The organism is Pseudomonas sp. SWRI50 (genome assembly GCF_014269095.1).
Lineage (GTDB): Bacteria > Pseudomonadota > Gammaproteobacteria > Pseudomonadales > Pseudomonadaceae > Aquipseudomonas > Aquipseudomonas kermanshahensis.
The window spans coordinates 308,777-333,619 of sequence record NZ_JABWRW010000003.1 but is presented as its reverse complement, the minus strand read 5'-3'; the positions used below and the strand labels follow the sequence as shown (position 1 = coordinate 333,619).

Genomic DNA, 24,843 nt, shown 5'->3' with positions numbered 1-24,843 from the left:
ATATGGACATGCAATGGTGGATATGGCTGGTCTTCGGTATCGCGCTGATCCTGCTCGAACTGGTCCTGCCCACGTTCTTCATTCTCTGGTTCGGCATCGGCGCCGTGCTGGTTTCGCTCATCTCGCTCGCCGCGCCCAGCCTGCAACTGGATATGCAGATGCTGCTGTGGGTGCTGCTTTCTTCAGTCACCACTGCGCTGTGGTTCAAGGTGTTCCGGAACAAGAAGCCGGATGTGCGCTGGACAGCCGACAGCGTGATTGGCGAAGTCGGCCTGCTGACCGCCAGCGTTTCCGAGTTCCAGAAAGGCCGCGTGCGTTTCCAGAAGCCAATCCTCGGCAACGAGGAATGGACCTGCGTCGCCGACACTGACATCCCGTCTGGCGAGCGCGTGCGCCTTACCGCCATCGAAGGGAACACCGCCCGCGTCATCCGGGCCTGAATCCGTACTAAAAGGAAGTTCGTATCATGACCAGCCTTATCGTCGTGGGCGCCCTCGCCCTGTTCGTCTTGATCACCGTGTTCAAGGGGGTGCGTATCGTGCCTCAGGGCGAAGAGTGGATCGTCGAGCGCCTGGGCCGCTACAACAACACCCTCAAGCCCGGCCTGAACATCGTCATTCCTTACGTGGACGTGGTCGCCTATCGCCTGCCCACCAAAGACATCATCCTCGATGTGCAAGAGCAGGAAATCATCACCAAAGACAACGCGGTGATCGTCGCCAATGCCCTGTGCTTCGCCAAAGTGGTCGACCCACAGAAGGCCTCCTACGGCGTGCAGAACTTCTCCTTCGCCGTCACCAGCCTGACCATGACCTCGCTGCGCGCCATCGTCGGGGCCATGGACCTGGACGAGGCCCTGTCCAGCCGTGAGCAGATCAAGGCACGCCTGCGCGAAGCGATGTCCGAGCAGACCGAAGACTGGGGCGTGACTGTGCGTTCGGTAGAAATCCAGGACATCAAGCCGTCACAGAACATGCAACTGGCCATGGAGCGCCAGGCCGCCGCCGAGCGTGAACGTAAAGCCGACGTGACCCGTGCCGAAGGTGCCAAACAGGCCGCGATCCTCGAGGCAGAAGCGCGCCTGCAATCGGCCAAGCTGGACGCCGAAGCGCAAATCAACCTGGCCGAGGCTTCTGCGCGGGCGATTTCGCTGGTCAAGGACGCGGTGGGTAACGAGACCGTGCCGGCCATGTACTTGCTGGGCGAACGGTACATCGGCGCGATGGAGAACCTGGCCAGCAGCGACAATGCCAAAGTCGTGGTGCTGCCGGCCGACCTGCAAGAAACCGTGCGCGGCTTGATGGGCCGCAACAAGGTTTGAGATTGCCGGGGCCGCTCTGCAGCCCCCAAAACCCCCGCCAACTGCGTCACTTCACCGCACCCCACCTTTTTTACCTATACTGCGCCTTACAATAGCCACCACGATTCCTGACCGGATCTCTCCATGCCCCCACGTCGGCACATTGCCTGGATAGCCTGCCTAGCAGTGCTGTTCAACCTGCTGGCCATGCCGCTGTCCTCTGCCGCGCCCAAGGGCCCGGCCGAGCAGTTGCTGTGGGGGGCGTTCTGTTCCAGCATGGCCAACAAGGCCAAGGTCGACGTCCAGGCCCTGGCCAAGATCGACCTCGGCCCGCAGAGCGATGACAGCGCCAGCATGATGAACTGCTGGTGCTGCTCCGGTGCTGCCCCGCTGCTGGCCCTGCCGGGCTACCCGCCGCAGTTGCATAACCCGCCGACCCTGCACGTCGGGTACTCGCCGCAGCTTGCCGATTACCAACCCACGCCGCGCCAGCTATGGCCCGCGCTCAACCCCCGCGCCTCCCCTTTGGTCTGAGTTGCTCACGCTGTCTGCCTGAACCTGAACAGATCGGAGACTCACCATGCTCAAGCACGCTCTCGTCGTGGCTGCCCTGCTGCTGCCCAGCGCCTTCGCCACTGCCCATGAATACACCGTGGGCGACCTGCACATCGCGCACCCCTGGTCGCTGCAACTTCCACCGAATGCACCCAACGTCGCCGCCTATTTCGTCGTGCACAACAATGGCCAGGCGGATGATCGCCTGCTCAGTGTCGACAGCCCCATCAGCGACGACGCCCAATTGCACGAGCACGCCATGACGGCCAGCGGCACCATGAAGATGCAGCAGGTGCCCAACGTGGTAGTGCCCGCTGGCAAGGAGGTGACCTTCGCCCCCAGCGCCTACCACGTGATGCTGATGCAGCCTAAAGACCGCAGCCTGCTCACCGACGGCAAGCGTTTCCCGCTGACCCTGCATTTTGAAAAAGCCGGTGACGTCACCGTCGAAGTCGCCGTGCAGAAAGAGGCGCCCTCGGGAACGCCCCAGGCCCACGAACACGCGCACTGACCATTAGCTGACAGGCACTCGCCATGAGCCTGCCCCGCAACAGCCTCAGCCGTACCACCCGCCCTGAACGCAGGCGCGTCGGTGGCGGTTGGCTGAGCCTGTTCGCCATGTGGATGATCTTCATCGGCCCGCTGATTTCCCAGTCGATGCCGATGGATCACCACGCCGGCATGAACATGCCGATGGAAATGTCGATGCCCACCGGGCATCAGCATGGGGCCGACTCGCATCACGGCCACGGTGACGATGGCCAATTGCATGTGATGTGGGAAAAGTGCGGTTACTGCAGCCTGCTGTTCAACTGCCCCGCACTGCCACAAACCCTCAGCCCGCTCAGTGCCAGCATCGTAGTACCCACCACCCACCTTACTGCCGCCACGCACCAGGGGCATGCCCGGCAGGCTGTATTCCCTGGCGCGCGCAGCCGCGCACCGCCTGCCTCGATCAGCGTCTGAACACCCATTGTTCGCACGGAGCCAGGAGGCTTCGCGCCCACTCATGACTGATCGACTGGAATCATTATGTCCGGCTGCACCCCTGTTTTTGCCCTGTCCCTGCGTGGGGCCATCGCCGCCGTGTGCGGTTCGCTGCTCGCGCCCGTGGCCCTGGCCAGCGACCTCGGCCACGCTGATCACGCGCACGACGCACCCGAGTTGAGCCCAACGGTGATCACTGCGGTGGCGCCCAGCTCGCCGCTGACCGTTGTCACCAACCCGAAAGACCCTCGCCAGCCGGTGCCGGCCAGCGACGGGGCCGACTACCTCAAGACCATCCCCGGCTTCTCGGCCATCCGCTCCGGCGGCACCAACGGCGACCCGGTATTGCGCGGCATGTTCGGTTCACGCCTGAACATCCTCACCAATGGCGGCGTCATGCTGGGCGCCTGCCCCAACCGCATGGATGCCCCCACCTCGTACATCTCGCCGGAAACCTACGACCGCCTGACCGTGATCAAAGGCCCGCAAAGCGTGATCTGGGGGCCTGGCGGTTCGGCCGGCACCATCCTCTTCGAGCGTGAGCCCGAACAGTTCGGCACCCTCGGCAGCCGCGTCAACGCAAGCCTCTTGGCCGGCTCCAATGGCCGCTTCGACAAAGTGCTGGACGCCGCCGCAGGCAACAGCCAGGCCTACGCCCGCTTCGTCGGCAACCAGTCGCGCTCGGACGACTACCACGACGGCAACGATGACACCGTGCCCTCGCGCTGGGACAAATGGAACGGCGATGTGACCCTCGGCTGGACCCCGGACCAGGACACCCTGCTGGAACTCACCGCGGGCAAGGGCGATGGCGAAGCACGCTATGCCGGGCGCGGCATGGACGGCTCGCAGTTCAAGCGTGAAAGCCTTGGGCTGCGCTTCGAGAAGTCCAACCTCGGCGAGGTGCTCGACAAGGTCGAGGCACAGGTCTACTACAACTACGCCGACCACGTGATGGACAACTACAGCCTGCGCACGCCCTCGGGCAGCGGCATGATGGGCATGCCGATGGTCAGCAACGTCGACCGCCGCACGATGGGCGCCAGGGTCAAGGCGACCTGGCGCTGGGCCGACGTGCAACTGGTCAGCGGTATCGATGCGCAGACCAACGAACACCGCCAGCGCGGCGGCATGGGCGTCGATGCGCACAAAGGCCAGGCCTGGACCAAGGATGCCGATTTCCACAACTACGGTGCCTTCAGTGAGCTGACCTGGTACGTCAGTGGCGAGGACCGGCTGATCACCGGCGCCCGCCTGGACCGCGCCTCGGCCCGCGACTTCCGTAAAGGCAGCGCCACCGAAAGCGACACCCGCGCAGACACCCTGCCAAGCGGTTTCGTCCGTTACGAACATGACCTGGCGGCCATCCCCGCTACCACCTACGTCGGCCTCGGCCACGCCCAGCGCTTCCCCGACTACTGGGAGCTGTTCTCGCCCAAGTTGGCGCCAGCCGGCGCAGCCAACGCCTTCGACGGCATCAAGCCAGAAAAGACCACCCAGCTCGACTTCGGCATCCAGTACCGCGACGCCCGCCTCGAAGCCTGGGCATCGGGTTATGTCGGGCAGATCCGTGACTACATCCTGTTCGACTACCGCACCGGCATGATGGGCATGAGCACGTCCCAGGCCCAGAACATCGACGCCCGCATCATGGGCGGCGAAGTGGGCGCGGCCTACAAGCTCAGCGAAAATTGGAAGGCCGACGCAACCCTGGCCTACGCTTGGGGCAAGAACAGCAGTGATGGCAAAGCGCTACCTCAAATGCCGCCCCTGGAAAGCCGCCTGGGCCTGACCTACAGCCGCGACGTCTGGAGTGTGGGTGCGCTGTGGCGGCTGGTGGCCGCACAAAACCGCATCGCCGAGAACCAAGGCAACGTGGTCGGCAAGGACTACGAAAAGAGCGCGGGCTTTGGTGTGTTCTCGCTCAATGGTGCCTACAAGGTGAACAACAACCTCAAGCTCAGCGCAGGGGTCGACAACCTGTTCGACAACACCTACGCCGAGCACTTGAACCTGGCCGGGAACGCCGGGTTCGGCTACCCGGCCACAGATCCACAGCCGGTGAACGAGCCAGGCAGGACCTTCTGGACCAAGGTCGATTTCAGCTTCTGACAACAACAACGGGCGCGGCCACGGTCGCGCCCCTCACCTGGTCAAACAGGAGGTTCCCATGCGCGGAACACGCATCTCTTTCTACAACCTGGCCTGGCGTTGGCACTTTTACGCGGGGCTGTTCGTCGCCCCGTTCATGATCCTGCTGGCGCTCACTGGGATCATCTACCTGTTCAAGCCGCAGCTCGACCCGCTGCTGTACCGCGACCTGATGGTGGTCGAAGCCGGCCATCACCGACAGGCCGCGGATGTGATGCTGGCCGAGGTACGCCAGGCGTATCCGCAAGGCCATGTGGGGCAGTACCTGCCGCCCCTGAATGCCGAACGCAGCGCGCAGTTCGTGGTGCATGACGGCGGCCGTGAACTGAACGTGTTCGTCGACCCCTACAGCGGCAAGCTGCTCGGTGCGCAGGACGGCAAGCAGAACCTGCAAGCGATTGCCCGTGCCCTGCACGGCGAGTTGATGGTCGGCACGGTCGGTGACCGCCTGGTGGAGCTGGCAGCAGGCTGGGGCATCGTGCTGGTGGTGTCCGGCCTGTACCTCTGGTGGCCACGTGGGCGCAACAGCGCGGGTGTGCTGTGGCCGCGTTTTTCCGCACGCGGTCGGCTGCTGTGGCGTGACCTGCATGCGGTGACGGGGTTTTGGGGCTCGGCCCTGCTGCTGCTGATGCTGCTCAGTGGCATGACCTGGACGGGCCTGTGGGGCAAGCAATACGCCGATCTGTGGAACCGCTTCCCGGCCGCGATGTGGAACGACGTACCCAAGTCCGATCAGCAGGCAGGTGAGCTCAACAGCGCCCATCGCCAGACAGTGCCTTGGGCAATGGAAAACACCCCCATGCCGCAGTCCGGCGCCCATGCCGAACATGCCGGGCATCACATGATGTCGAATGCCCCGGCAGCGCCGCAGGTGAGCCTGCAACAGGTCGAGGACATCGCCACTGCGCGCCAGGTCGAACCGGGCTACAGCATTACCTTGCCGACCACGGCCGACGGCGTGTTCACCGTTGCGGTATTCGCCGACGACCCGCGCAACGATGCCACGCTGCATGTCGACCAGTACACCGGCAAGGTGCTGGCCGACGTGCGCTGGCAGGATTACAGCCCGGTTGCGCGTGCCACCGAGCTGGGCGTGATGCTGCATGAGGGCAAGATGTTCGGGGCGTTCAACCAGGCCATCATTCTGCTGGTGTGCCTGATGATCTTGCTGGGTTCGGTCAGTGGCCTGGTGATGTGGTGGAAACGCCGGCCGGCTGGCGGGCTAGGAGTGCCGCCGCTGCGCCATGACCTGCCGCGCTGGAAAACGGCAGTTGCGGTGATGGTGGTGTTGGGGGTGATGTTCCCGCTGGTGGGGGTGTCGATGGTGGTGATGTGGCTGGTCGATAGCCTGGTGGTGCGCAGGCGCCGAGTGCTGGCCAGCGCCTGATCCTTGCTGTGACCTTACGGGCCTCTTCGCGGGACAAGCCCGCTCCCACAGGGTGACGTGCTTCTCAAGCGCAACACAATACCTGTGGGAGCGGGCTTGCCCGCGAAGAGGCCGGCAACAGGTACAACGCTGCACCGCAAAGGTCGTGTCGATCTGTCGCGCCCCGAACTGGGACGCCCGTGTTAGCCTACTCGGCTTTCACAAAAAGACTGACCCTCAATGGAATGCAGCCAATGACCCGGACCTCTTCCCCGCCCGCTGAAGAGCAGCATCTGCAGCGCAACCTGACCAACCGTCACATTCAGCTCATCGCCATCGGTGGCGCGATCGGCACCGGCCTGTTCATGGGCTCGGGCAAGACCATCAGCCTCGCCGGCCCGTCGATCATCTTCGTGTACATGATCATCGGCTTCATGCTGTTCTTCGTCATGCGCGCCATGGGCGAATTGCTGCTGTCGAACCTCAACTACAAGTCGTTCATCGACTTCTCGGCCGACCTGCTCGGCCCCTGGGCCGGCTACTTCACTGGCTGGACCTACTGGTTCTGCTGGGTAGTCACCGGTATCGCCGACGTGGTCGCGATTGCCGCCTACACGCAATTCTGGTTCCCCGACCTGCCGCAGTGGATACCCGCGCTGACCTGCGTGGCGGTACTGCTGTCGCTGAACCTGGTTACCGTGAAGATGTTCGGCGAACTCGAGTTCTGGTTCGCGCTGATCAAGATCGTCGCCATCCTCGGCCTGGTCGCCACCGGCCTGTACATGGTCATCAGCGGCTTCGAATCGCCGAGCGGGCGCACCGCGCAACTGGCCAACCTGTGGAATGACGGCGGTATGTTCCCTAATGGCCTGATGGGCTTCTTTGCCGGGTTCCAGATTGCCGTGTTCGCCTTCGTCGGTATCGAGCTGGTCGGCACCACCGCCGCGGAAGCGAAGAACCCCGAACGCACCTTGCCACGGGCGATCAACTCGATCCCGATCCGTATCATCGTGTTCTACGTACTGGCACTGATCGCGATCATGGCCGTGACCCCGTGGCGCGATGTGGTGCCAGGCAAGAGCCCATTCGTCGAACTGTTCGTGCTGGCCGGCCTGCCAGCGGCGGCCAGCATCATCAACTTCGTGGTGCTGACCTCGGCCGCCTCGTCGGCCAACAGTGGCGTGTTCTCTACCAGCCGCATGCTGTTCGGCCTCGCCCAGGAAGGCGATGCCCCCCGCGCGTTCGAGAAGCTGTCGCGGCGCGCCGTGCCGGCCAACGGCCTGTACTTCTCGTGCACCTGCCTGCTGTTGGGCGCGGTGCTGATCTACCTGGTGCCCGATGTGGTCGAGGCGTTCACCCTGGTCACCACGGTGTCGGCGGTGCTGTTCATGTTCGTCTGGACGCTGATCCTGCTGTCGTACCTCAGCTACCGCAAACGCCGCGCCGCGCTGCACCAGGCGTCGAAGTACAAAATGCCCGGCGGGCGCTTCATGTGCTACGTGTGCCTGGTGTTCTTTGCCGGCATTCTGGTGCTGCTGAGCCTGGAAGACGACACCCGCGCAGCGCTGCTGGTGACGCCGATCTGGTTCGTGCTGCTGGCAGTGACCTACCAGGGTGTGCGCAGCAAACGCCATCCGCGCACGGCGGTGCGTAACGGCTGATGCCGCATGGGGCTGCTTTGCAGCCCCAATCCTGTGCACACACATCTGCAAGGCACCAACCTGGACCTCGCAAACGCCCCAACACCTCGCACACCCCCTCTATTACGCACCTTCCGCCACTCGGCACACCCCTTGCAACGCCCCTCCCGCTTGGCCAACACCATAAAAAATCTCAGCGGAGAGAGCACATGAAGCGTCGCAGTCTGATCAAGGCCTTTACCCTCAGCGCATCGATTGCGGCGATGGGTCTTAGCTGGAGCATCCAGGCCGCCGAGACCATCAAGGTCGGCATCCTGCATTCGCTGTCCGGGACCATGGCCATTTCCGAAACGTCGCTCAAGGACATGGCGCTGATGACCATCGACCAGATCAACGCCAAGGGCGGTGTGAACGGCAAGATGCTCGAAGCGGTGGTGGTCGACCCAGCGTCCAACTGGCCGCTGTTCGCCGAAAAGAGCCGTCAGCTGCTGACCCAGGACAAGGTCGCCGTGGTGTTCGGCTGCTGGACCTCGGTGTCGCGCAAATCGGTGCTGCCGGTGTTCGAGGAGCTCAACGGCCTGCTGTTCTACCCGGTGCAGTACGAAGGCGAAGAGATGTCGCCGAACGTGTTCTACACCGGCGCCGCGCCTAACCAGCAGGCCATCCCCGCCGTGGAATACGTGATGAGCGAAGAAGGCGGCAGCGCCAAGCGCTTCTTCCTGCTGGGCACCGACTACGTCTACCCGCGCACCACCAACAAGATCCTGCGCGCCTTCCTGCACAGCAAGGGCGTGGCCGACAAGGACATCGAAGAGGTCTACACCCCGTTCGGCCACGCCGATTACCAAACCATCGTCGCCAACATCAAGAAGTTCTCCGCGGGCGGCAAGACGGCGGTCATCTCCACCGTCAACGGCGACTCCAACGTGCCGTTCTACAAAGAGCTGGCCAACCAAGGCCTGAAAGCCACCGACGTGCCCGTGGTGGCGTTCTCGGTGGGTGAGGAAGAACTGCGCGGCATCGACACCAAGCCGCTGGTGGGCCACCTGGCCGCGTGGAACTACTTCGAGTCGGTGGATAACCCGGTCAACCAGAAGTTCGTCGCCGACTGGAAGGCCTACGCCAAGGCCAAGAACCTGCCGGGCGCCGACAAGGCGGTGACCAACGACCCGATGGAAGCCACTTATGTGGGCATTCACATGTGGGCGCAGGCGGCTGAAAAAGCCAAGTCCACCGATGTAGACAAGGTGCGCGAGGCACTGGCTGGCCAGAGCTTCCAGGCACCGTCCGGCTTCACCCTGACCATGGACAAGACCAACCACCACCTGCACAAGCCGGTGATGATCGGCGAGATCCAGGATGACGGGCAGTTCAGTGTGGTCTGGGAAACCGAGCAGCCGCTGCGGGCGCAGCCTTGGAGCCCGTTCATTCCGGGCAACGACAAACGCCCTGACTATGCGGTGAAAGGTAACTGAGTGCACGGGGCCGCTGTGCGGCCCATTCGCGGGGCAAGCCCGCTCCCACAGAGATCGCTTTACACAAGTTCACTGTGGGAGCGGGCTTGCCCCGCGAAGAATCCACCGCCGATTTCCAGGATTACCCGCATGCTCAGACTCCTGCTCACCCTGCTGCTCCTGCTGCCCCTGGCAACCCAGGCCAGTGAGGGCGAATTCTTCCTCACCGCCAAGCCCGCCGAGCAAGCCCGCCTGCTCGAAAGCTGGGCAGCCCAACCCGATGCCGAGCGCCTGCCGCTGCTGGAAAACCTGCGCCAAGGCCGCATCGCCGAGGGCGACACCCGCAAGGTGCGCCTGAACAACCGCCTGCGCAGCCTGATCGACAACGCCCTGGCCAGCCACCAGTTGCTCAGCGACAACAGCGACACTCGCCTGGCCGCTGCCCAGCAACTGCAGAAGAGCGCGCAACCCGCACAGATGGCCTTCCTCGACCGGCGCTTTGCCAGCGAACCGGACGCAGCCGTACACGCAGCCCTGAGCCTGGCCTTGGCCAACCTGCAACTGGGTGCCAGCGAACCTGCCGTACGCCTGGCCGCCGTGCGTTTGCTGGGCGAGACCGGCGACCCGGTCGCCCGTACGCGCCTGGAAGCGCTGCTGCAGCCCGGCGTCGAAAGCGACGCCGCCGTGCGCACGGCCGCTGAAACCAGCCTGGCCCAGGTCAAACGCAAACTCATGGTCGGCGAACTGCTCGGCCAAGCCTTCAGCGGCCTGTCGCTGGGCTCGATCCTGCTGCTGGCAGCCCTGGGCCTGGCGATTACCTTCGGCCTGCTCGGGGTGATCAACATGGCCCATGGCGAGATGCTCATGCTCGGGGCCTACAGCACCTACATGGTCCAGGTGCTGCTGCAGCGTTACGCCCCCGGCGCGATCGAGTTCTACCCGCTGATCGCCCTGCCCGTGGCCTTCGCCGTCAGCGCCGGGGTCGGCATGGCGCTGGAGCGCACGGTGATCCGTCACCTTTACGGCCGCCCACTGGAAACCTTGTTGGCAACCTGGGGGATCAGCCTGATCCTGATCCAGGCCATCCGCCTACTGTTCGGCGCGCAGAACGTCGAAGTGAGCAACCCGGCGTGGTTGTCCGGCGGTATCCAACTGCTGCCCAACCTGGTGCTGCCGTACAACCGCCTGGTGATCATCGGCTTCGCCCTCGCCGTGGTACTGCTCACCTGGCTGCTGCTCAACCGCACGCGGCTTGGCCTTAACGTGCGCGCAGTGACCCAGAACCGCAACATGGCCGCCTGCTGTGGTGTGTCCACCGGGCGCGTCGACATGCTCGCCTTTGGCCTGGGCTCGGGCATCGCCGGGCTGGGTGGCGTGGCCTTGAGCCAGGTCGGCAACGTCGGCCCGGACCTTGGCCAAAGCTACATCATCGACTCGTTCCTGGTGGTGGTGCTCGGCGGTGTCGGGCAACTGGCTGGCAGCCTCTGGGCCGCCTTCGGTCTCGGCATCGCCAACAAGCTGCTGGAGCCGCAGATCGGCGCGGTGCTTGGCAAGATCCTCATCCTTGCGTTGATCATTCTGTTCATCCAGAAGCGCCCGCAAGGCCTGTTCGCCCTCAAGGGACGGGTAATCGACTGATGAACCAGCCACTGCTTGTCACCGCTTCGCAAAAAGCCGGGCCGCGCCTGACGCTGGCCATCGGCGCTGTCGTCGTCCTGCTGTTGCTGGCCCTGCCGCTGCTGTCGTTATTGCCGGCGGACCATGCCCTGCAGGTTTCGGCCTACACCCTGACACTGGTCGGTAAGATCCTCTGCTATGCCATCGTCGCCCTGGCCCTGGACCTGGTCTGGGGCTATGCCGGGCTGCTGTCGCTGGGCCACGGCCTGTTCTTCGCCCTCGGTGGCTACGCCATGGGCATGTACCTGATGCGCCAGGCCGCCGGGGACGGGCTGCCGGGTTTCATGACCTTCCTGTCGTGGACCGAACTGCCTTGGTACTGGGCCGGTACTCAGCATTTTGCCTGGGCGCTGTGCCTGGTGGTGCTGGCGCCGGGCCTGCTGGCGCTGGTGTTCGGCTTTTTCGCCTTCCGTTCGCGGATCAAGGGCGTGTACTTCTCGATCATGACCCAGGCCCTGACCTTTGCCGGCATGCTGCTGTTCTTCCGTAACGAAACCGGGTTTGGCGGCAACAACGGCTTCACCAGCTTCCGCACCATCCTGGGCTTCGACATCGCCGCGCAAGGCACCCGCGCGGTGCTGTTCCTGCTCACTGTCGGCCTGCTGCTGGCCAGCCTGTACCTGTGTTGGCGCCTGACCCAAAGCAAATTCGGCCGCCTGCTCACCGCCGTGCGCGACGCTGAAAACCGCCTGATGTTCTGCGGCTACGACCCACGCGGTTTCAAGCTGCTGGTGTGGGTGCTGAGCGCCGTGCTGTGCGGCCTTGCCGGTGCGCTGTACGTGCCTCAAGTGGGCATCATCAACCCCAGCGAGATGTCGCCGACCAACTCCATCGAGGCCGCCGTGTGGGTCGCCCTTGGCGGGCGTGGCACGTTGATTGGCCCGCTGCTCGGCGCTGGCCTGGTCAACGGCATGAAGAGCTGGTTCACCGTGGCCTTCCCGGAGTTCTGGCTGTTCTTCCTCGGTGCGCTGTTCATTCTCGTCACCCTGTACCTGCCCAAGGGCGTGGTCGGTCTGTTGAAGAAAAGGAGCCAACCATGAGAGGCGTGCCCCCTGTGCATCCAGAATTCATGCTTGAACCGGTGTTCGACAACCTCGGCGCCGGCCGCGACGCCATCGGCCTGGGCAGCCGCCGTACAGCGGGCCTGGACACCCGCCATGGCACGGTGCTGAGCCTGGAAGACATCAGCGTCAGCTTCGATGGTTTCAAGGCCCTCAACGCGCTCAACCTGTACATCGGCGTCGGTGAACTGCGCTGCATCATTGGCCCCAACGGTGCCGGCAAGACCACGATGATGGACGTGATCACCGGCAAGACCCGCCCCGACACCGGCAGCGCGTTCTTTGGCGACACCCTCGACCTGACCCGCATGAGCGAATACCAGATCGCCCAGGCCGGCATCGGCCGCAAGTTCCAGAAGCCGACGGTGTTCGAAGCACTGACCGTGTTCGAGAACCTGGAGCTGGCCCTGAAGACTGACAAGTCGGTGTGGGCCAGCCTGGCCGCGCGGTTGAGTGGTGAGCAACAGCAGCGCATCGACGAGGTGCTCACCACCTTGCGCCTGCAATCCCTGGCGCAGCGCCAGGCGGGGTTGCTGTCTCACGGCCAGAAGCAGTTCCTGGAGATCGGCATGTTGCTGGTGCAAGAACCACAACTGCTGCTGCTCGATGAACCGGTGGCCGGCATGACCGACGCCGAGACCGAGTTCACCGCCGAACTGTTCAAGGGCCTGGCCGGCAAGCATTCGCTGATGGTGGTGGAGCACGACATGGGGTTTGTCGGGAGCATTGCCGACCATGTGACCGTGCTGCACCAAGGTAGCGTGCTGGCGGAGGGGTCGCTGGAGCAGGTGCAGGCGGATGAGCGGGTGGTCGAGGTGTACCTGGGCCGATGATTCAAACAGCCTGCACCGGCCTCTTCGCGGGGCAAGCCCGCTCCCACAGGGGATCACTCCATCCGAAAACTGTGGTGAACCTGTGGGAGCGGGCTTGCCCCGCGAAGGGGCCGGTGCAGCCACAACAAGAAACTCAGGGACATGACATGCTCAAGATTGACACCCTGCACCAATACTACGGCGGCAGCCACATCCTGCGCGGCCTGTCCTTCGAGGCCAAGGTCGGCGAAGTCACCTGCCTGCTGGGCCGCAACGGCGTGGGCAAGACCACCCTGCTGCGCTGCCTGATGGGCCTGGTCGCCGCCCGCGAAGGCAGCGTCGAATGGGAAGGCAAGCCGATCACCACGCTCAAGCCCCAGCAACGGGTCCACGCCGGCATCGCCTACGTGCCCCAAGGCCGCGAGATCTTCCCGCGGCTGACCGTGGAAGAAAACCTGCTGATGGGCCTGTCGCGCTTTCCCGCCCGCGAGGCCCGCGAAGTGCCCGCCTTCATCTACGAGCTGTTCCCGGTACTGGAACAGATGAAACAGCGCCGCGGCGGCGACTTGTCTGGGGGCCAGCAGCAGCAACTTGCCATTGGCCGTGCCCTGGCCAGCCGCCCGCGCCTGCTGATTCTCGACGAGCCCACCGAAGGCATCCAGCCCTCGGTGATCAAGGAAATCGGCGCGGTCATCCGGCGCCTGGCCGAGCGTGGCGACATGGCCATCCTGCTGGTCGAGCAGTTCTACGACTTTGCCGAAGAACTGGCCGACCAGTACCTGGTGATGGCGCGTGGCGAGATCATCCAGCGTGGGCGTGGTGAAAACATGCAAGCCGAGGGTGTACGCGGGCTGGTAACCATTTAATCTGCGCCCATCGACCTTGTGAGACGCTGCAATGAGCCACGAAATCCGCGACGCCTTGCCCGCCGACGTGCCGGGTATCCTCGACATCTACAACGACGCCGTGCGCAACACCACGGCGATCTGGAACGAAACCCCGGTGGACCTGGCCAACCGCCAGGCCTGGTTCGAGGCCAGGGCACAACAGGGCTACCCGATCCTGGTGGCAGTGGATGAGACCGGCGTGCTGGGGTATGCATCGTTCGGCGACTGGCGGCCGTTCGAGGGTTTTCGCCATACCGTCGAGCACTCGGTGTATATCCGTGGCGACCAGCGCGGCAAGGGTTTGGGGCCGGTGTTGATGGCCGCGTTGATCGAGCGTGCGCGGGGCTGTGGCAAGCACGTGATGGTGGCAGCGATCGAAAGTGGCAATGCGGCGTCGGTACGCCTGCATGAGCGGCTGGGGTTCGTGGTGACCGGGCAGATGCCGCAGGTGGGGGTGAAGTTTGGGCGGTGGCTGGACCTGACCTTCATGCAACTGGTGCTGAACCCGGGGGCTGAGCCCGCTTAAGTATTGTGCTGGCTGTACCGGCCACTTCGCGGGACAAGCCCGCTCCCACAGGTACCCCACTGTAATCTGATTCAGTGCGGTACCTGTGGGAGCGGGCTTGTCCCGCGAAGAGGCCGGTGCAGGCAGACAGACTCACATCTGGATAAACCTACCTAAGCGCTGCTTCAGCATGCTGTTCTCACTGCGCAACTGCTGCACTTCCTGCAGCAGCTCCAGCGCCAGCGCCACGCCTTCCCACTCCAGTTCCAACTCTTGGTGCAGCTTCGCCGCACGCTTGGCCAACAGCGGCGCCTGATCGTCGAACAACCAATCCTCGGGCGTTCGCCCAGAGGGTTCGACGATGCCGTGTTCGACTATTTCGATCACGTAGTCGGCCGTAATATCGGCCTCCTGGCAGAGGGTGCGCATGTCCAGTTGAACGATCAAGGTGCTGCTCATGATCACTTACTCCATTGTGCCCTCGGGTTGAACGCGGCCTTCTCGGAAAGCTTGGCCCACAGTTCACGGGTAGACTCGTCGGATGCCGTCGGCATCACCACTTTCAGCTGCGCGTAGAGGTTGCCGCGCTCGCCCTGCTTGTTGGCCAGGCCCTTGCCCGGTACCCGCAGGCGTTGGCCGCTCTGGCTGTCGGGGCGGATGGTCAGGTTGATCTTGCCGTCCAGGGTCGGCACCGCCACCTTGGTGCCCAGCGCAGCCTCCCACGGTGCCAATGGCACGGTGATGATCAAGTCATGACCTTCGACATCGAACAGCGGATGCGGTGCCATGCGGATGGTCAGGAACAGGTCGCCATTGGGCCCGCCGCCACTGCCCGGCGCACCCTGGCCCTTGAGGCGAATGCGCTCGCCGTCGGTCACCCCGGCAGGGATCTTGACGTTCAGGGTCTTGGTGGTGAACCCGGTGCGCTGCCCGGCAGCATTGGTTTGCGGCACCTGGAAGCTGATCTGCTTGGACTCCTTGCTCAGGGTCTCCTCAAGGAAAACCGCCAGTTCCAGCTCCACGTCCTGCCCTCGCCTGCCTGCACTGCGCTGTTGCCGGGCGCCACCAAAGGGGTTGCCCCCGCGCGCGCCAAAAATCGAGCTGAAGAAGTCGGAGAAGTCGCCACCTTCGAAACCACCACCAGCACCACCGCCCCGGTTTTCCCAGCCCGGCGGCGCCTGGAACGGCCGGCCATGCTGGCCGCCGTACTTGCGGATTTCGTCGAATTCGGCACGTTTCTGCGCGTCGCCCAGCACTTCGTAGGCCTCGTTGGCCTCTTTGAACTTGTCCTCGGCGTCGCGCTCCTTGCTGACATCGGGGTGATACTTGCGCGCCAGCTTGCGGTACGCGGCCTTGATCGCCTTATCATCCGCCGTGGGCTCTACGCCGAGTATCTTGTAATAGTCTTTGAAGTCCATCTGTGGATCACCAATGTGAAATTGCGTGTTGCAACTGAAGATAGGGGTCAAGCATAGCCTTTCAAGGCCCACTTGGGATTGCTGCATGGCAGACGACTGGTCTTGATTCTCTTGCCAACTGGCATAAACTGCGCGGCCGTTTTGCCTCCGGAAGCCCTTTTCCCATGTCTGACGTATCCCCGGCCCGCGCCCTGGGCATCGACTTTGGCACCTCTAACTCCACGGTCGGCTGGCACCGCCCTGGTACTGAGTCGCTGATCGCCCTGGAAGACGGCAAGATCACCCTGCCTTCGGTGGTCTTCTTCAACATCGAGGAGCGTCGCCCGGTGTATGGTCGCCTGGCGTTGCACGAATACCTGGAAGGCTACGAAGGCCGCCTGATGCGCTCGCTCAAGAGCCTGCTCGGCTCCAAGCTGATCAAACACGACACCAGCGTGCTGGGCAGCGCCCTGCCGTTCAAGGACCTGCTGGGCATGTTTATCGGCGAGCTGAAAAAGCGCGCTGAAACCGCCGCCGAGCGCAGCTTCGACCAGGTGGTGCTGGGCCGTCCGGTGTTTTTCGTCGATGAAGACCCGGCCGCCGACCAGGAGGCCGAGGACACCTTGGCCGACGTGGCACGCAAGATCGGCTTCAAGGACGTGTCGTTCCAGTACGAACCGATTGCCGCAGCCTTCGACTACGAGTCGAGCATCAGCCGTGAAGAGTTGGTACTGATCGTCGATATCGGCGGTGGTACCTCCGACTTTACCCTGATCCGCCTGTCGCCCGAGCGCCACCTGGTGGCCGAACGCCAAAGCGACATTCTCGCCACCGGCGGCGTGCACATTGGCGGTACCGACTTCGACAAGCAACTGAGCCTGCAGGGCGTGATGCCGCTGTTCGGCTATGGCAGCCGGATGAAGAGCGGTGCGCTGATGCCGACCAGCTATCACCTCAACCTGGCCACCTGGCACACGATCAACGCCCTGTATTCGCAGAAGTCGCAGCTGGCCCTGGGCAACATGCGCTACGACATCGAAGACACCCTGGGCATCGACCGCTTGTTCAAGTTGATCGAACAGCGCGCCGGCCACTGGCTGGCGATGGAAGTGGAAGCCAGCAAGATCGAGCTGACCGAGCACGACAGCCGCCATATCGACCTGCGCCGGGTAGAGCCGGAGCTGACAGCGGAGCTGACCCGTGCCGTGTTCGAAGCGGCAATCGAAGGCCTGCTGGAGCGCGTGCGCGGCAGCGTCAGCGAGCTGCTGAACAAGGCGGGCGTCAGCGAAGGGCAGGTGGATACCGTCTTCTTCACCGGGGGTTCGAGCGGGATCCCGGCGCTGCGTAACAGCGTGGCGGCGATGCTGCCCAATGCCCGGCATGTGGAAGGCAACATCTTCGGCAGCATTGGTAGCGGATTGGCGATTGAGGCGCGTAAGCGCTACGGCTCGATCTGATAAACCTCTATAGCCTGCGCTGGCCTCTTCGCGGGGCAAGCCCGCTCCCACAGGATCACCATTGCCGCTGTGCTGTAGGTAATCCTGTGGGAGCGGGCTTGCCCCGCGAAGAGGCCGGCGCAGGAGATCAGACCAGCTCCGCCCGCCGCAGCTCACTCTTCAGGTAGGCATAGTAGATCGGCCCCGCCACCACCCCCGGCAAGCCGAAGGCCGCCTCGAACACCAGCATCGCCAGCAACAGTTCCCACGACTTGGCACTGATCTGCCCGCCGACGATCCGCGCGTTGAGGAAGTACTCGACCTTGTGGATGACGATCAGATAACCCAACGCCGCCAGCGCCACCCAGATCGACAACGACAACCCGACAATGGTGATCAGGGTGTTGGACATCAGGTTGCCGATCACCGGCAGCAGCCCGAGCAGGAAGGTCAGCACGATCAGTGTCTTGGTCAGCGGCAGGTGCACACCGAACAGCGGCAGCACCACGGCCAGGAAGAGGCCGGTGAAGGTGGTGTTGAGCAGCGAAATCTTGATCTGCGCGAAGACAATGTTGCGAAACGCCTGCACCAGCAGGCTCAGGCGTTCGAACAGCGCTGCCGCCAACGGCTTGCGTCGCGAGATGTCAGGGATGCGCTGCAGGGCAACGATGGCGCCAAGGATCATGCCGATCAGCAAGGTGACGAACATGTGCGCCATGCCCTTGCCCACCAATTGCAGCTCACCCAGGTGGCTCTTGAGCCAGTCACCGATGGCCACTTTAAACTCGGCGGCACTGGCCGGCAGGTAGCCTTCGATGAACGGCGGCAACTGCCCACGGGCCCGCTCGACCAGGGCCATGAACTTGTCCAGCGAAGCCCCGGGGTTTTCTGCCTCGTGCAGCAGGAAGCTGAACGCGCCGGCGATCAGCAGGGTCAGGGTGGTAACCACCAACGTGCCGAGCAGGGCCACGGCCAGCCAACGCGCACGTTGCCCGGCGATCAGCGGCTGCAGCCGTGGCGTCAGCATGTTGACCAGTTCGAACACCAGCAAACCGGCAAGCAGGCTCGGCAGCAACTTCAGGGGCAACGCCAGCAGCAGGCCGGCAAACACGATGATCCAGCTGGCCAGGGTGACCTGGCGGGGGGTGAAAGTCATACAGCCTCAGGGGCAGACAACGGAAAAGACCCGCAGTCTGCCAGCCTTCGTCCTACAGGCATAGGCGCAGGTCATTTCTTCTTCAGGCAGTCGCTCATGAACGCTTTGCGCTCGTCACCCTTGAGTGCCTTGGTGCTGGCGTCGGCGTTGCAGGTCTTCATCTTTTCCTGCTGGGTGGCAGGCACGCTCTTCTTCAGGCAGTTGCTCATGAACGCCTTGCGTTCGTCGCCCTTGAGCGCCTTGGCGGTGGCGTCGGCGTTGCACGAGATCATCTTTTCCTGTTGCGCGGTGGCGGCGAACCCTTGCGCGCTGAACAACACAGCCAACACCAGCAGTGGCATTTGCAACAGCTTCATGGAGTGGTCTCCCTGTTTCCGCGCCCGATGCGCGGTGGTGCCACTGAGTGTAGACAAGAATTTTTACAGCTCAGCCCGCGACTGGCGCCGGTACTGCTCCGGCGTGCAGTGGGCCTGGCGTTGGAACATGGCGATGAAGGCCGAGCCGCTGCTGTAGCCAAGGTCGAAGGCAATGGCCTGAATCGGCAAGCCCGCTTCCAGCGCCTCGATGGCGCGTAAAAAGCGCAGGCGCAGGCGCCATTCACCGAAACTGATGCCCAGTTCGCGAAGAAACTGGCGGGCCAGGGTGCGTTCGCTGACATGCACCTGCGCGGCCCAGTCGGCCAGCGGGCGGTTGTCTCCCGGGGCGTGGCTCAAGGCGTCGAGCACCTGGCCCAGGCCCTCGCTGCGGGCGAAGGGCAGGTAGCAGGTTTGGGTCGGGGCCAGCAGCAACTGGTCGAGCAGTACCTGCACCAGGCGCTGGTCGCGTTCATCTTGCGCCACCTTCAGGTCACGCCGGGCGAAGTCGCCAAGGATGGCCTTGAGGATGTCGCTGATGACCAGGCTGCACGGTTGTTGCGGCAGGTCGGCGCACAGGCTGCGCGCCAGGTAGACCGAGCGGTAGACGATGGCCTGGGGGTTGTAACAGCCATGCTCGGTGCCCGGCGGCACCCAGACGGCGTAGTGCGGCGGCGAGAGAAAGCGCTGGCCTTCAACGTCCAGGTGCATGACGCCGTGGGCCGCGTAGTTCAGTTGGCCCCAGGTGTGGCGGTGTGGCGCGCTGTGGGTGTCGGCGCCAAATTCGTCATGGCGGAAGTACACCGGCGCCGGGAGTTGGTCGAAGCCGGGGATGTCGAGGTATTTGCGCGGCATGCTGTCTGCTTCAAAGGGTGGGTTGTCTGGATACAAGTATAGGCTTGCGGACAGACAGCGGATAATAGCGGGCTATCGGGGCCTGATGTGCAGGCCTTCGCGGGCAAGCCCGCTCCTACAGGTACAGCGCTGCCTGCAAACTGCGCGCTGCAAAGCAGGCCCAACCTTGCCAAACCGAGTAACCGCGACATGAACTACACCTTCCCCCTGCTCGCCATCCTCATCTGGGCTGGCAACACCGTCGTCACCAAGCTGTCGGCCGGTGCCATCCACCCTGCCGAGATCGGCTTCTATCGCTGGCTGCTGGCCGGCCTGCTGTTCACCCCCTTCCTGTTACCGGCCGTGTGGCGCAACCGCGCCGCCATCCGCCCGCACCTGGGCAAAGTCTTCGTCCTCGGCGTGCTGGGCATGGCCCTGTACCAGAGCCTGGCGTACTTCGCCGCCAGCATCACCAGCGCCACCAACATGGGCATCATTCTCTCGCTGATGCCGTTGATGTCGCTGGCCCTGTCCATCGCCTGGCTCGGCCAGAGCCTGACCTTCGGCGCCTTGATCGGCGCCCTGGTGTCGTTTTTCGGCGTGCTCGAGGTGGTCTCCGCCGGCCATCCCGGGGCGCTGCTGGAACAGGGCCTGAACAGCGGCGACCTGCTGATGCTGGTGGCCACCCTGGCCTACGCGCTGTACAGCTTCCTGCTGAAAAAATGGCAATTGCGCCTGCCGCCCTTGCAGCTGCTGTACTTGCAGGTGCTGGTGGCTATCGTCGTGCTGCTGCCGTTGTTCCTGCTGTCGGACAAGACCGGCCTGAACGCCCACAACGTCGGCCTGGTGCTGTACGCCTGCGTGCTGGCCTCGATGATCGCGCCGCTGGTATGGATGCAGGCCGTGCATCGCCTGGGGCCAAGCCGTACCACGTTGTTCTTCAACCTGCTGCCGCTGGTCACCGCGCTGATTGCCGCCGTGGTGCTGGATGAACAACTGGCCCGCTATCACCTGATCGGCGGCCTGCTGACCCTGGCCGGGGTGATCCTTGCCGAACGCTGGACCACACCGGTGCGCCGCCGCGTCATAGCCCCGCAGCTTTGAGCCGGGCGGCGTGTTCGGTGAACAGCCGCACCGGTTCGGCGCCCTTGCCGACTGCCCCCAGCGACTGGTTGACGATGTCCAGGTGATCGAGCGGGTAGTCATCGCCGATCACCTGCCCCAGGTGCGAGCTGAAGCGCCCGACCATGCCGTCGCAATGGCCCTTTTCCTTGACGAAGCTGCGGGCGAACAAGCGGCAGAAGCGGTTGCTGCCGTCAAAGCGGTTGCGCCCTCGGTCAGTCAGGCCAGGCTGCAAGGTGCCTGACCAGGAGTAGTAGCGCACGCCGTTGACCTGCGCGGGCCCATCACCGCCCCAGGTGTCGGGCAGGCCCTGTGGATAAGCCTGGTTGAACAGCGCCACCCCGGCACTGGTCAGCGCCTGATGCGAGGCGTGCACATCGATGGGCAGCGGGTCCCGCCGCCAGCCGGTTTCCAGCCACACCAGCAGCACTGCCACGCCATGCAGCACCGCCTTGAGGATACGCCCTTGGGGTGATTCGCCAGGCGCTGTGCGTTCCAGGTGGTCAGCCAGTTCGGAGCCATGGTTGGGCCCCGCCACCGACGTCACCGAAGCTACCCGGTCGGGCCGTTTGGCGGCCGCATAGCGCGCATCCAAGGCGCCTTGGCTGTGGCCGATAAGGTTGACCTTGGCCGCGCCGCTGCGCTGGCAGATGCCTTCGATGATCGCCAGCAACTGCTCGCCGCGCACTTCGCTGGAATGCAACGGCGACACTTGTACGGCATGCACCTGCGCGCCGCCCTTGCGCAAGGCCGGCACGATCCCGAACCAGTAGGGATAAAGCAGTACCCGCACGAAGCCGAGCATGCCCGGCACCAGCACCACAGGGTATCGCGTAGCCAGTTCCTGCCCCATTGCCCTGCCCCTCTCCGTGGACGACGGCCCACACTACAGCGGCTTCGATGACCATCGCAATCGAACTCCTGGCGCGCCGTGCGGTTCCAAACCAGAACAGACCCTTGAGCAAGGAGCGGGACCATGTACAAGCAGACCCTGGCAATCCTTCTGGCCAGTGCAACCCTGGCCGCCTGCGGCAGCCGCCCGGAAAACCCGGTGGATTACGTCACCTACCGTGACGAACCGTTGGTCAAGCAGGTCGAGCACGGCATGACCATGCAGAAGGTCATTGCCATCGGCGGCAGCCCGTCGAACGTGATCGACCTGCCGCACGGGGGCACCTGCAACGACTACATCCTCAACCGCGACGGCAAGCAGCAGCCCTACTACGTGCGTTTCGACGCCACCGGGCATGTCGACGCCAAGGGCTTCAAGACGTGCAAACAACGACAAGAGGACAGCGACGCCGTCCACGGCGCGTGAGCCTTCGTTACCACTTGACCCCCCGTCCTGATTCGTTTGGAGATAACCATGAGCAACGTTGAACTGACCGATGTGAAAACACTGCGCGAACGTGCCCGCCAGCACGTGGAGCAAGGCGCGGTGACCGAGGGTTACCACGCCGACCGTACCGAGATCCTGCGCCTGCTCAACGAGTCGCTGGCCACCGAATTGGTCTGCGTGCTGCGTTACAAGCGTCACTACTTCATGGCCAGCGGTATCAAGGCCAGCGTGGCAGCCGAAGAGTTTCTGGAGCATGCCAACCAGGAAGCCGAGCATGCCGACAAGTTGGCCGAGCGGATTGTCCAGCTGGGTGGCGAGCCGGACTTCAACCCGGACAACCTGACCAAGAATTCCCATGCCCAGTACGTGGCAGGTAGCAACTTGAAAGAAATGGTGCTTGAAGACCTGGTGGCCGAGCGCATTGCGATCGACAGCTACCGCGAGATCATTCAGTACATTGGTGATAGCGACCCGACCACGCGCCGTATTTTTGAAGACATCCTGGCGCAGGAAGAAGAGCACGCGGACGATATGTCCGATTTGCTGCAAGGATTGTAATCGTACGGGGCTGCGTTGCAGCCCTTTCGCGGCACAAGGCCGCTCCCACAGGTTCACCGCACAGTTCAGGCTTTGCGGAGCACTTGTGGGAGCGGCCTTGTGCCGCGAATGGGCCGCAAAGCGGCCCCCTTCACTCATTTCTTGCCTTTCACCTCAGTCGGCGCCTTGCCCGCCCTCATCTGCTGCAACAACGGTGTGCACTGATTAGGCTCATCCCCACTGCTCGGCGCGATCAATGCCAGCAACCCCGCCGCCGGCCCCGCGACCACCCCTAACGCCACCATCCCCGCGCCACGCAACGCCAATGGCACAGCCTGCACCCCGGCACTGGGCTTGGCAAACGGCCCGCGCACGTACAACGGCGAACGCAGCGAGAACAGCCGCAGCCCTTTCGACTCTGGGGTGATTTTCAGGTCAAGCTGCTCGCTGGCAAAATTCGCCGTGCCGTTGATGTAGATGATCGCGTTCTCGGTATCGAAGATGAACAGGCGTGTCGTCGCCAGCCCATCCTTGATGCCGACATCGGCCGCCGCGCAGTTGATCTGCACGTCCTCGTCACCGAACAACTTGCCAATCACGTAGTTGCCCACGTTCAGCCCGGCGATTTCCATCAGGCTGCGGCTGACCGCACCATCGTTAATCAACATGCGCAGGTCGCCATTGGCCGTGCCCAGCAGTGCCGCCACCGAGTTGCCGCGGCCGGTGATGTCGGCATCGCCGTTCAACTCGCCAAAGCTGGTCTGCATCGGCGCGAAGGTGGGGAACAGTTGCTTGAGCTTGAAGCCCCGCGCAGTCAGCTGTGCCCGGCCCTGCAAAGGGACGCTGCGGCCATCCAGGCGGATCCTGGAAGCCAGGTTGCCGCCGGCTACGCCAAAGCGCAGCGGTGCCATGCGCAGCAGGCCGTCTTCGAGAATCACGTGGGCAGACAGGTCGTTGAACGGCAATTGCTCACTGTGGACGATGCGCTTGCCGGCAAATTCGACGTCGGCGTCCATGGCGCGCCAGCGGTCGGTGCGAAACTCCTCCACCGGCAGCACTTTGCCCGTCGGCTGCTTGCTGGCTCCGCCGCGGGCTTTCTGCTCGGCGTTGGAATCGGCACCGATCAGCGGCGCCAGGTCCTTGAACAAGAGCTGGTTGGAGACCAGCTTGCCGGAGAGTTTGGGCCGTGGCTGGCTGGCCACGAAGGCCAGGTCGCCGTGGATGTCGCTGTCGCCGATCTTGCCATTGAACCCTTGGTAATTGAACGTGGCGCCTTGCTCGGCATGCAGGTTGGCGCTGAGGTGGCCGTCGGTGGCATAAGCCGGGGTGTCCGGCAAGGTCACGCCGGTCAACGGGTAGAGGTTGCCCAAGCTATTGCCGGACAAGCGCAGGCGCAGGTCGAGCGCGCCGAGGTTGCGCGGGTCGGTCAGGGTACCGGCAAGCACCACGTGAGTATCCGCAATGCGCACATCGGCCTGCAACGGGAACGGTTGGCTGGCGTCCTGCAGCGCCAGCAGGCCACCGATCTTGCCGGTGCCGGACACTGGCAGGCCCTTGTAGCGGCCTTGGGCCTTGAAGCCGAACGCGTAGTCCTGGGCGCCGCCGGTTTTCTCGGCACGCGCCTTGCCGACGATGTCGCTGAACGGGATCGGCTTGCCCAAAGGGTCGACCTGCACCTTCATGCTGGTCTTCAGGGTCTGGTCATCGAGGCTGACGTTGCCTTGGTCAAAACCGATGGCCCCGATGTCCAACGCCCATTTCGAGGGTTCCGCGTTTTCGTCTTTGGGGCCGAAGTCAAAGGTCCAGTTAGCGCGCCCGTCGGCCAGGCGAATGAGGCTGGCCGTCGGTTTGGTCAGGTTGATGCGCGGGATGACAATCTGCTGGAACACCAGCGGCAGCGGCGCCAGGCGGAACTCCACCCGCTCGAGGCCAACCATTTTCGGCTCCTTGAGCCAATCGGGGTTGCCCAAGGTCAGGTCCTCGGCAATGAAGTGCGGCCAGGGCACCCACGCGCGCCAACCACCTTCTTCAGGTTCGGTGCGCCACTTCACGGCAAGGTTGCCATTGATCGCGAACGGCCGGTGCAGGGCTTCGGATACCTTCTCGTTGAGCAACGGCTTGACGCGGTTCCAGTCGAAGGTGGCGATTACCACCACCAGTATCGCCACGAGGGTCAACAGGGTGGCAAGGGTCCAGACGAGGATTCTGGCGGGTCGCGTCATTGCGTGATTCTCCTGACGGCATGGCACAAAGCGGGCGCCGATGGCACTCATT

Annotated in this window: 25 protein-coding genes; 18 read left to right on the top strand and 7 right to left on the bottom strand. The window is 63.8% G+C overall.

Features of this window, described 5'->3' with window-relative positions; translation table 11 throughout:
* Nucleotides 1–2: 2 nt before the first annotated feature.
* From HU750_RS05320 to HU750_RS05255, 14 genes are all read left to right on the top strand, one after another.
* Nucleotides 3–440 (top strand): NfeD family protein, encoded by a 438-nt coding sequence (locus tag HU750_RS05320; protein WP_027592580.1) that lies wholly within the window; start codon nucleotides 3–5, stop codon nucleotides 438–440.
* 26 nt (nucleotides 441–466) lie between these two features.
* Nucleotides 467–1,321 carry an SPFH domain-containing protein gene (locus HU750_RS05315; protein ID WP_027592579.1) on the top strand — a complete coding sequence of 285 codons (855 nt, stop codon included), beginning with the start codon at nucleotides 467–469 and terminating at the stop codon, nucleotides 1,319–1,321.
* Between the two features lie 123 nt (nucleotides 1,322–1,444).
* Nucleotides 1,445–1,834: a DUF2946 domain-containing protein gene (locus HU750_RS05310; RefSeq protein WP_186677413.1), complete on the top strand. Its 390-nt coding sequence runs from the start codon at nucleotides 1,445–1,447 to the stop codon at nucleotides 1,832–1,834.
* Nucleotides 1,835–1,880: 46 nt separating this feature from the next.
* Complete coding sequence (locus HU750_RS05305; RefSeq protein WP_027592577.1) at nucleotides 1,881–2,366, top strand: copper chaperone PCu(A)C; 486 nt, start codon at nucleotides 1,881–1,883, stop codon at nucleotides 2,364–2,366.
* 23 nt (nucleotides 2,367–2,389) lie between these two features.
* Complete coding sequence (locus HU750_RS05300) at nucleotides 2,390–2,821, top strand: DUF2946 domain-containing protein (protein ID WP_186677411.1); 432 nt, start codon at nucleotides 2,390–2,392, stop codon at nucleotides 2,819–2,821.
* Nucleotides 2,822–2,887: 66 nt separating this feature from the next.
* Nucleotides 2,888–4,954 (top strand): TonB-dependent copper receptor, encoded by a 2,067-nt coding sequence (locus HU750_RS05295; RefSeq protein ID WP_186677408.1) that lies wholly within the window; start codon nucleotides 2,888–2,890, stop codon nucleotides 4,952–4,954.
* Nucleotides 4,955–5,012: 58 nt separating this feature from the next.
* Nucleotides 5,013–6,380 carry a PepSY-associated TM helix domain-containing protein gene (locus tag HU750_RS05290; RefSeq protein WP_099430558.1) on the top strand — a complete coding sequence of 456 codons (1,368 nt, stop codon included), beginning with the start codon at nucleotides 5,013–5,015 and terminating at the stop codon, nucleotides 6,378–6,380.
* Nucleotides 6,381–6,613: 233 nt separating this feature from the next.
* Nucleotides 6,614–8,020 carry a D-serine/D-alanine/glycine transporter gene (cycA, locus tag HU750_RS05285; RefSeq protein WP_027592573.1) on the top strand — a complete coding sequence of 469 codons (1,407 nt, stop codon included), beginning with the start codon at nucleotides 6,614–6,616 and terminating at the stop codon, nucleotides 8,018–8,020.
* A 188-nt stretch (nucleotides 8,021–8,208) separates the two neighbouring features.
* On the top strand, nucleotides 8,209–9,474 hold the full coding sequence (gene urtA / locus HU750_RS05280; RefSeq protein ID WP_027592572.1) for an urea ABC transporter substrate-binding protein: 1,266 nt from the start codon (nucleotides 8,209–8,211) through the stop codon (nucleotides 9,472–9,474).
* A 129-nt stretch (nucleotides 9,475–9,603) separates the two neighbouring features.
* On the top strand, nucleotides 9,604–11,091 hold the full coding sequence (gene urtB / locus HU750_RS05275) for an urea ABC transporter permease subunit UrtB (protein ID WP_186677404.1): 1,488 nt from the start codon (nucleotides 9,604–9,606) through the stop codon (nucleotides 11,089–11,091).
* The gene (urtC, locus tag HU750_RS05270; RefSeq protein ID WP_186677402.1) at nucleotides 11,091–12,170 is read left to right on the top strand and encodes an urea ABC transporter permease subunit UrtC; all 1,080 of its coding nucleotides are present in this window, start codon (nucleotides 11,091–11,093) and stop codon (nucleotides 12,168–12,170) included. Before urtB ends, urtC begins: the two co-directional genes overlap by 1 nt.
* The gene (urtD, locus tag HU750_RS05265) at nucleotides 12,167–13,024 is read left to right on the top strand and encodes an urea ABC transporter ATP-binding protein UrtD (protein ID WP_186677400.1); all 858 of its coding nucleotides are present in this window, start codon (nucleotides 12,167–12,169) and stop codon (nucleotides 13,022–13,024) included. Before urtC ends, urtD begins: the two co-directional genes overlap by 4 nt.
* Before the next feature lie 146 nt (nucleotides 13,025–13,170).
* Entirely contained in the window at nucleotides 13,171–13,869 is a 699-nt protein-coding gene (gene urtE, locus HU750_RS05260; protein WP_027592568.1) for an urea ABC transporter ATP-binding subunit UrtE, read from the top strand.
* 31 nt (nucleotides 13,870–13,900) lie between these two features.
* On the top strand, nucleotides 13,901–14,416 hold the full coding sequence (locus tag HU750_RS05255; RefSeq protein WP_186677396.1) for a GNAT family N-acetyltransferase: 516 nt from the start codon (nucleotides 13,901–13,903) through the stop codon (nucleotides 14,414–14,416).
* Between the two features lie 132 nt (nucleotides 14,417–14,548).
* Here HU750_RS05255 and HU750_RS05250 read toward each other — a convergent pair whose 3' ends face one another.
* The gene (locus HU750_RS05250) at nucleotides 14,549–14,854 is read right to left on the bottom strand and encodes a chaperone modulator CbpM (RefSeq protein WP_027592566.1); all 306 of its coding nucleotides are present in this window, start codon (nucleotides 14,852–14,854) and stop codon (nucleotides 14,549–14,551) included.
* Nucleotides 14,855–14,856: 2 nt separating this feature from the next.
* Nucleotides 14,857–15,813, bottom strand: a complete 957-nt coding sequence (gene cbpA, locus HU750_RS05245) for a curved DNA-binding protein (protein WP_027592565.1) — start codon at nucleotides 15,811–15,813, stop codon at nucleotides 14,857–14,859.
* A gap of 164 nt (nucleotides 15,814–15,977) precedes the next feature.
* Between cbpA and HU750_RS05240 the strand changes: the two genes are divergently transcribed.
* Nucleotides 15,978–17,249 (top strand): Hsp70 family protein, encoded by a 1,272-nt coding sequence (locus HU750_RS05240; RefSeq protein ID WP_085272321.1) that lies wholly within the window; start codon nucleotides 15,978–15,980, stop codon nucleotides 17,247–17,249.
* Nucleotides 17,250–17,376: 127 nt separating this feature from the next.
* Here the strand turns inward: HU750_RS05240 and HU750_RS05235 are convergent, their stop codons facing one another.
* From HU750_RS05235 to HU750_RS05225, 3 genes are all read right to left on the bottom strand, one after another.
* Nucleotides 17,377–18,384: an AI-2E family transporter gene (locus HU750_RS05235; RefSeq protein ID WP_186677393.1), complete on the bottom strand. Its 1,008-nt coding sequence runs from the start codon at nucleotides 18,382–18,384 to the stop codon at nucleotides 17,377–17,379.
* 71 nt (nucleotides 18,385–18,455) lie between these two features.
* The gene (locus HU750_RS05230; protein WP_186677390.1) at nucleotides 18,456–18,740 is read right to left on the bottom strand and encodes a PsiF family protein; all 285 of its coding nucleotides are present in this window, start codon (nucleotides 18,738–18,740) and stop codon (nucleotides 18,456–18,458) included.
* A 63-nt stretch (nucleotides 18,741–18,803) separates the two neighbouring features.
* Nucleotides 18,804–19,592, bottom strand: coding sequence for an AraC family transcriptional regulator (locus HU750_RS05225; protein WP_027592561.1), 789 nt, complete (start codon nucleotides 19,590–19,592; stop codon nucleotides 18,804–18,806).
* A 189-nt stretch (nucleotides 19,593–19,781) separates the two neighbouring features.
* On the opposite strand from HU750_RS05225, the gene HU750_RS05220 reads away from it, so the two are divergent.
* The gene (locus HU750_RS05220; protein WP_186677387.1) at nucleotides 19,782–20,675 is read left to right on the top strand and encodes a DMT family transporter; all 894 of its coding nucleotides are present in this window, start codon (nucleotides 19,782–19,784) and stop codon (nucleotides 20,673–20,675) included.
* Here the strand turns inward: HU750_RS05220 and HU750_RS05215 are convergent.
* On the bottom strand, nucleotides 20,656–21,546 hold the full coding sequence (locus tag HU750_RS05215) for an esterase/lipase family protein (RefSeq protein WP_186677385.1): 891 nt from the start codon (nucleotides 21,544–21,546) through the stop codon (nucleotides 20,656–20,658). The two genes, HU750_RS05220 and HU750_RS05215, sit on opposite strands and share 20 nt — an antisense overlap.
* Before the next feature lie 123 nt (nucleotides 21,547–21,669).
* On the opposite strand from HU750_RS05215, the gene osmE reads away from it, so the two are divergent.
* Together osmE and HU750_RS05205 are read left to right on the top strand one after the other, a co-directional pair.
* A complete protein-coding gene (gene osmE / locus HU750_RS05210; RefSeq protein ID WP_027592558.1) occupies nucleotides 21,670–22,011 on the top strand; it encodes an osmotically-inducible lipoprotein OsmE in 342 nt (113 codons plus the stop codon).
* 48 nt (nucleotides 22,012–22,059) lie between these two features.
* The gene (locus HU750_RS05205; protein WP_027592557.1) at nucleotides 22,060–22,590 is read left to right on the top strand and encodes a ferritin-like domain-containing protein; all 531 of its coding nucleotides are present in this window, start codon (nucleotides 22,060–22,062) and stop codon (nucleotides 22,588–22,590) included.
* Nucleotides 22,591–22,724: 134 nt separating this feature from the next.
* Here HU750_RS05205 and HU750_RS05200 read toward each other — a convergent pair whose 3' ends face one another.
* The gene (locus HU750_RS05200) at nucleotides 22,725–24,791 is read right to left on the bottom strand and encodes an AsmA family protein (RefSeq protein WP_186677383.1); all 2,067 of its coding nucleotides are present in this window, start codon (nucleotides 24,789–24,791) and stop codon (nucleotides 22,725–22,727) included.
* Between the last annotated feature and the right edge of the window lie 52 nt (nucleotides 24,792–24,843).

What these genes read in the sequence shown, in the direction of transcription:
- HU750_RS05320 (WP_027592580.1), top strand. Translation starts at nt 3, where the DNA reads ATGGACATGCAATGGTGGATATGGCTGGTCTTCGGTATCGCGCTGATC.
- HU750_RS05315 (WP_027592579.1), top strand. Translation starts at nt 467, where the DNA reads ATGACCAGCCTTATCGTCGTGGGCGCCCTCGCCCTGTTCGTCTTGATC.
- HU750_RS05310 (WP_186677413.1), top strand. Translation starts at nt 1,445, where the DNA reads ATGCCCCCACGTCGGCACATTGCCTGGATAGCCTGCCTAGCAGTGCTG.
- HU750_RS05305 (WP_027592577.1), top strand. Translation starts at nt 1,881, where the DNA reads ATGCTCAAGCACGCTCTCGTCGTGGCTGCCCTGCTGCTGCCCAGCGCC.
- HU750_RS05300 (WP_186677411.1), top strand. Translation starts at nt 2,390, where the DNA reads ATGAGCCTGCCCCGCAACAGCCTCAGCCGTACCACCCGCCCTGAACGC.
- HU750_RS05295 (WP_186677408.1), top strand. Translation starts at nt 2,888, where the DNA reads ATGTCCGGCTGCACCCCTGTTTTTGCCCTGTCCCTGCGTGGGGCCATC.
- HU750_RS05290 (WP_099430558.1), top strand. Translation starts at nt 5,013, where the DNA reads ATGCGCGGAACACGCATCTCTTTCTACAACCTGGCCTGGCGTTGGCAC.
- cycA (WP_027592573.1), top strand. Translation starts at nt 6,614, where the DNA reads ATGACCCGGACCTCTTCCCCGCCCGCTGAAGAGCAGCATCTGCAGCGC.
- urtA (WP_027592572.1), top strand. Translation starts at nt 8,209, where the DNA reads ATGAAGCGTCGCAGTCTGATCAAGGCCTTTACCCTCAGCGCATCGATT.
- urtB (WP_186677404.1), top strand. Translation starts at nt 9,604, where the DNA reads ATGCTCAGACTCCTGCTCACCCTGCTGCTCCTGCTGCCCCTGGCAACC.
- urtC (WP_186677402.1), top strand. Translation starts at nt 11,091, where the DNA reads ATGAACCAGCCACTGCTTGTCACCGCTTCGCAAAAAGCCGGGCCGCGC.
- urtD (WP_186677400.1), top strand. Translation starts at nt 12,167, where the DNA reads ATGAGAGGCGTGCCCCCTGTGCATCCAGAATTCATGCTTGAACCGGTG.
- urtE (WP_027592568.1), top strand. Translation starts at nt 13,171, where the DNA reads ATGCTCAAGATTGACACCCTGCACCAATACTACGGCGGCAGCCACATC.
- HU750_RS05255 (WP_186677396.1), top strand. Translation starts at nt 13,901, where the DNA reads ATGAGCCACGAAATCCGCGACGCCTTGCCCGCCGACGTGCCGGGTATC.
- HU750_RS05250 (WP_027592566.1), bottom strand. Translation starts at nt 14,854, where the DNA reads ATGAGCAGCACCTTGATCGTTCAACTGGACATGCGCACCCTCTGCCAG.
- cbpA (WP_027592565.1), bottom strand. Translation starts at nt 15,813, where the DNA reads ATGGACTTCAAAGACTATTACAAGATACTCGGCGTAGAGCCCACGGCG.
- HU750_RS05240 (WP_085272321.1), top strand. Translation starts at nt 15,978, where the DNA reads ATGTCTGACGTATCCCCGGCCCGCGCCCTGGGCATCGACTTTGGCACC.
- HU750_RS05235 (WP_186677393.1), bottom strand. Translation starts at nt 18,384, where the DNA reads ATGACTTTCACCCCCCGCCAGGTCACCCTGGCCAGCTGGATCATCGTG.
- HU750_RS05230 (WP_186677390.1), bottom strand. Translation starts at nt 18,740, where the DNA reads ATGAAGCTGTTGCAAATGCCACTGCTGGTGTTGGCTGTGTTGTTCAGC.
- HU750_RS05225 (WP_027592561.1), bottom strand. Translation starts at nt 19,592, where the DNA reads ATGCCGCGCAAATACCTCGACATCCCCGGCTTCGACCAACTCCCGGCG.
- HU750_RS05220 (WP_186677387.1), top strand. Translation starts at nt 19,782, where the DNA reads ATGAACTACACCTTCCCCCTGCTCGCCATCCTCATCTGGGCTGGCAAC.
- HU750_RS05215 (WP_186677385.1), bottom strand. Translation starts at nt 21,546, where the DNA reads ATGGGGCAGGAACTGGCTACGCGATACCCTGTGGTGCTGGTGCCGGGC.
- osmE (WP_027592558.1), top strand. Translation starts at nt 21,670, where the DNA reads ATGTACAAGCAGACCCTGGCAATCCTTCTGGCCAGTGCAACCCTGGCC.
- HU750_RS05205 (WP_027592557.1), top strand. Translation starts at nt 22,060, where the DNA reads ATGAGCAACGTTGAACTGACCGATGTGAAAACACTGCGCGAACGTGCC.
- HU750_RS05200 (WP_186677383.1), bottom strand. Translation starts at nt 24,791, where the DNA reads ATGACGCGACCCGCCAGAATCCTCGTCTGGACCCTTGCCACCCTGTTG.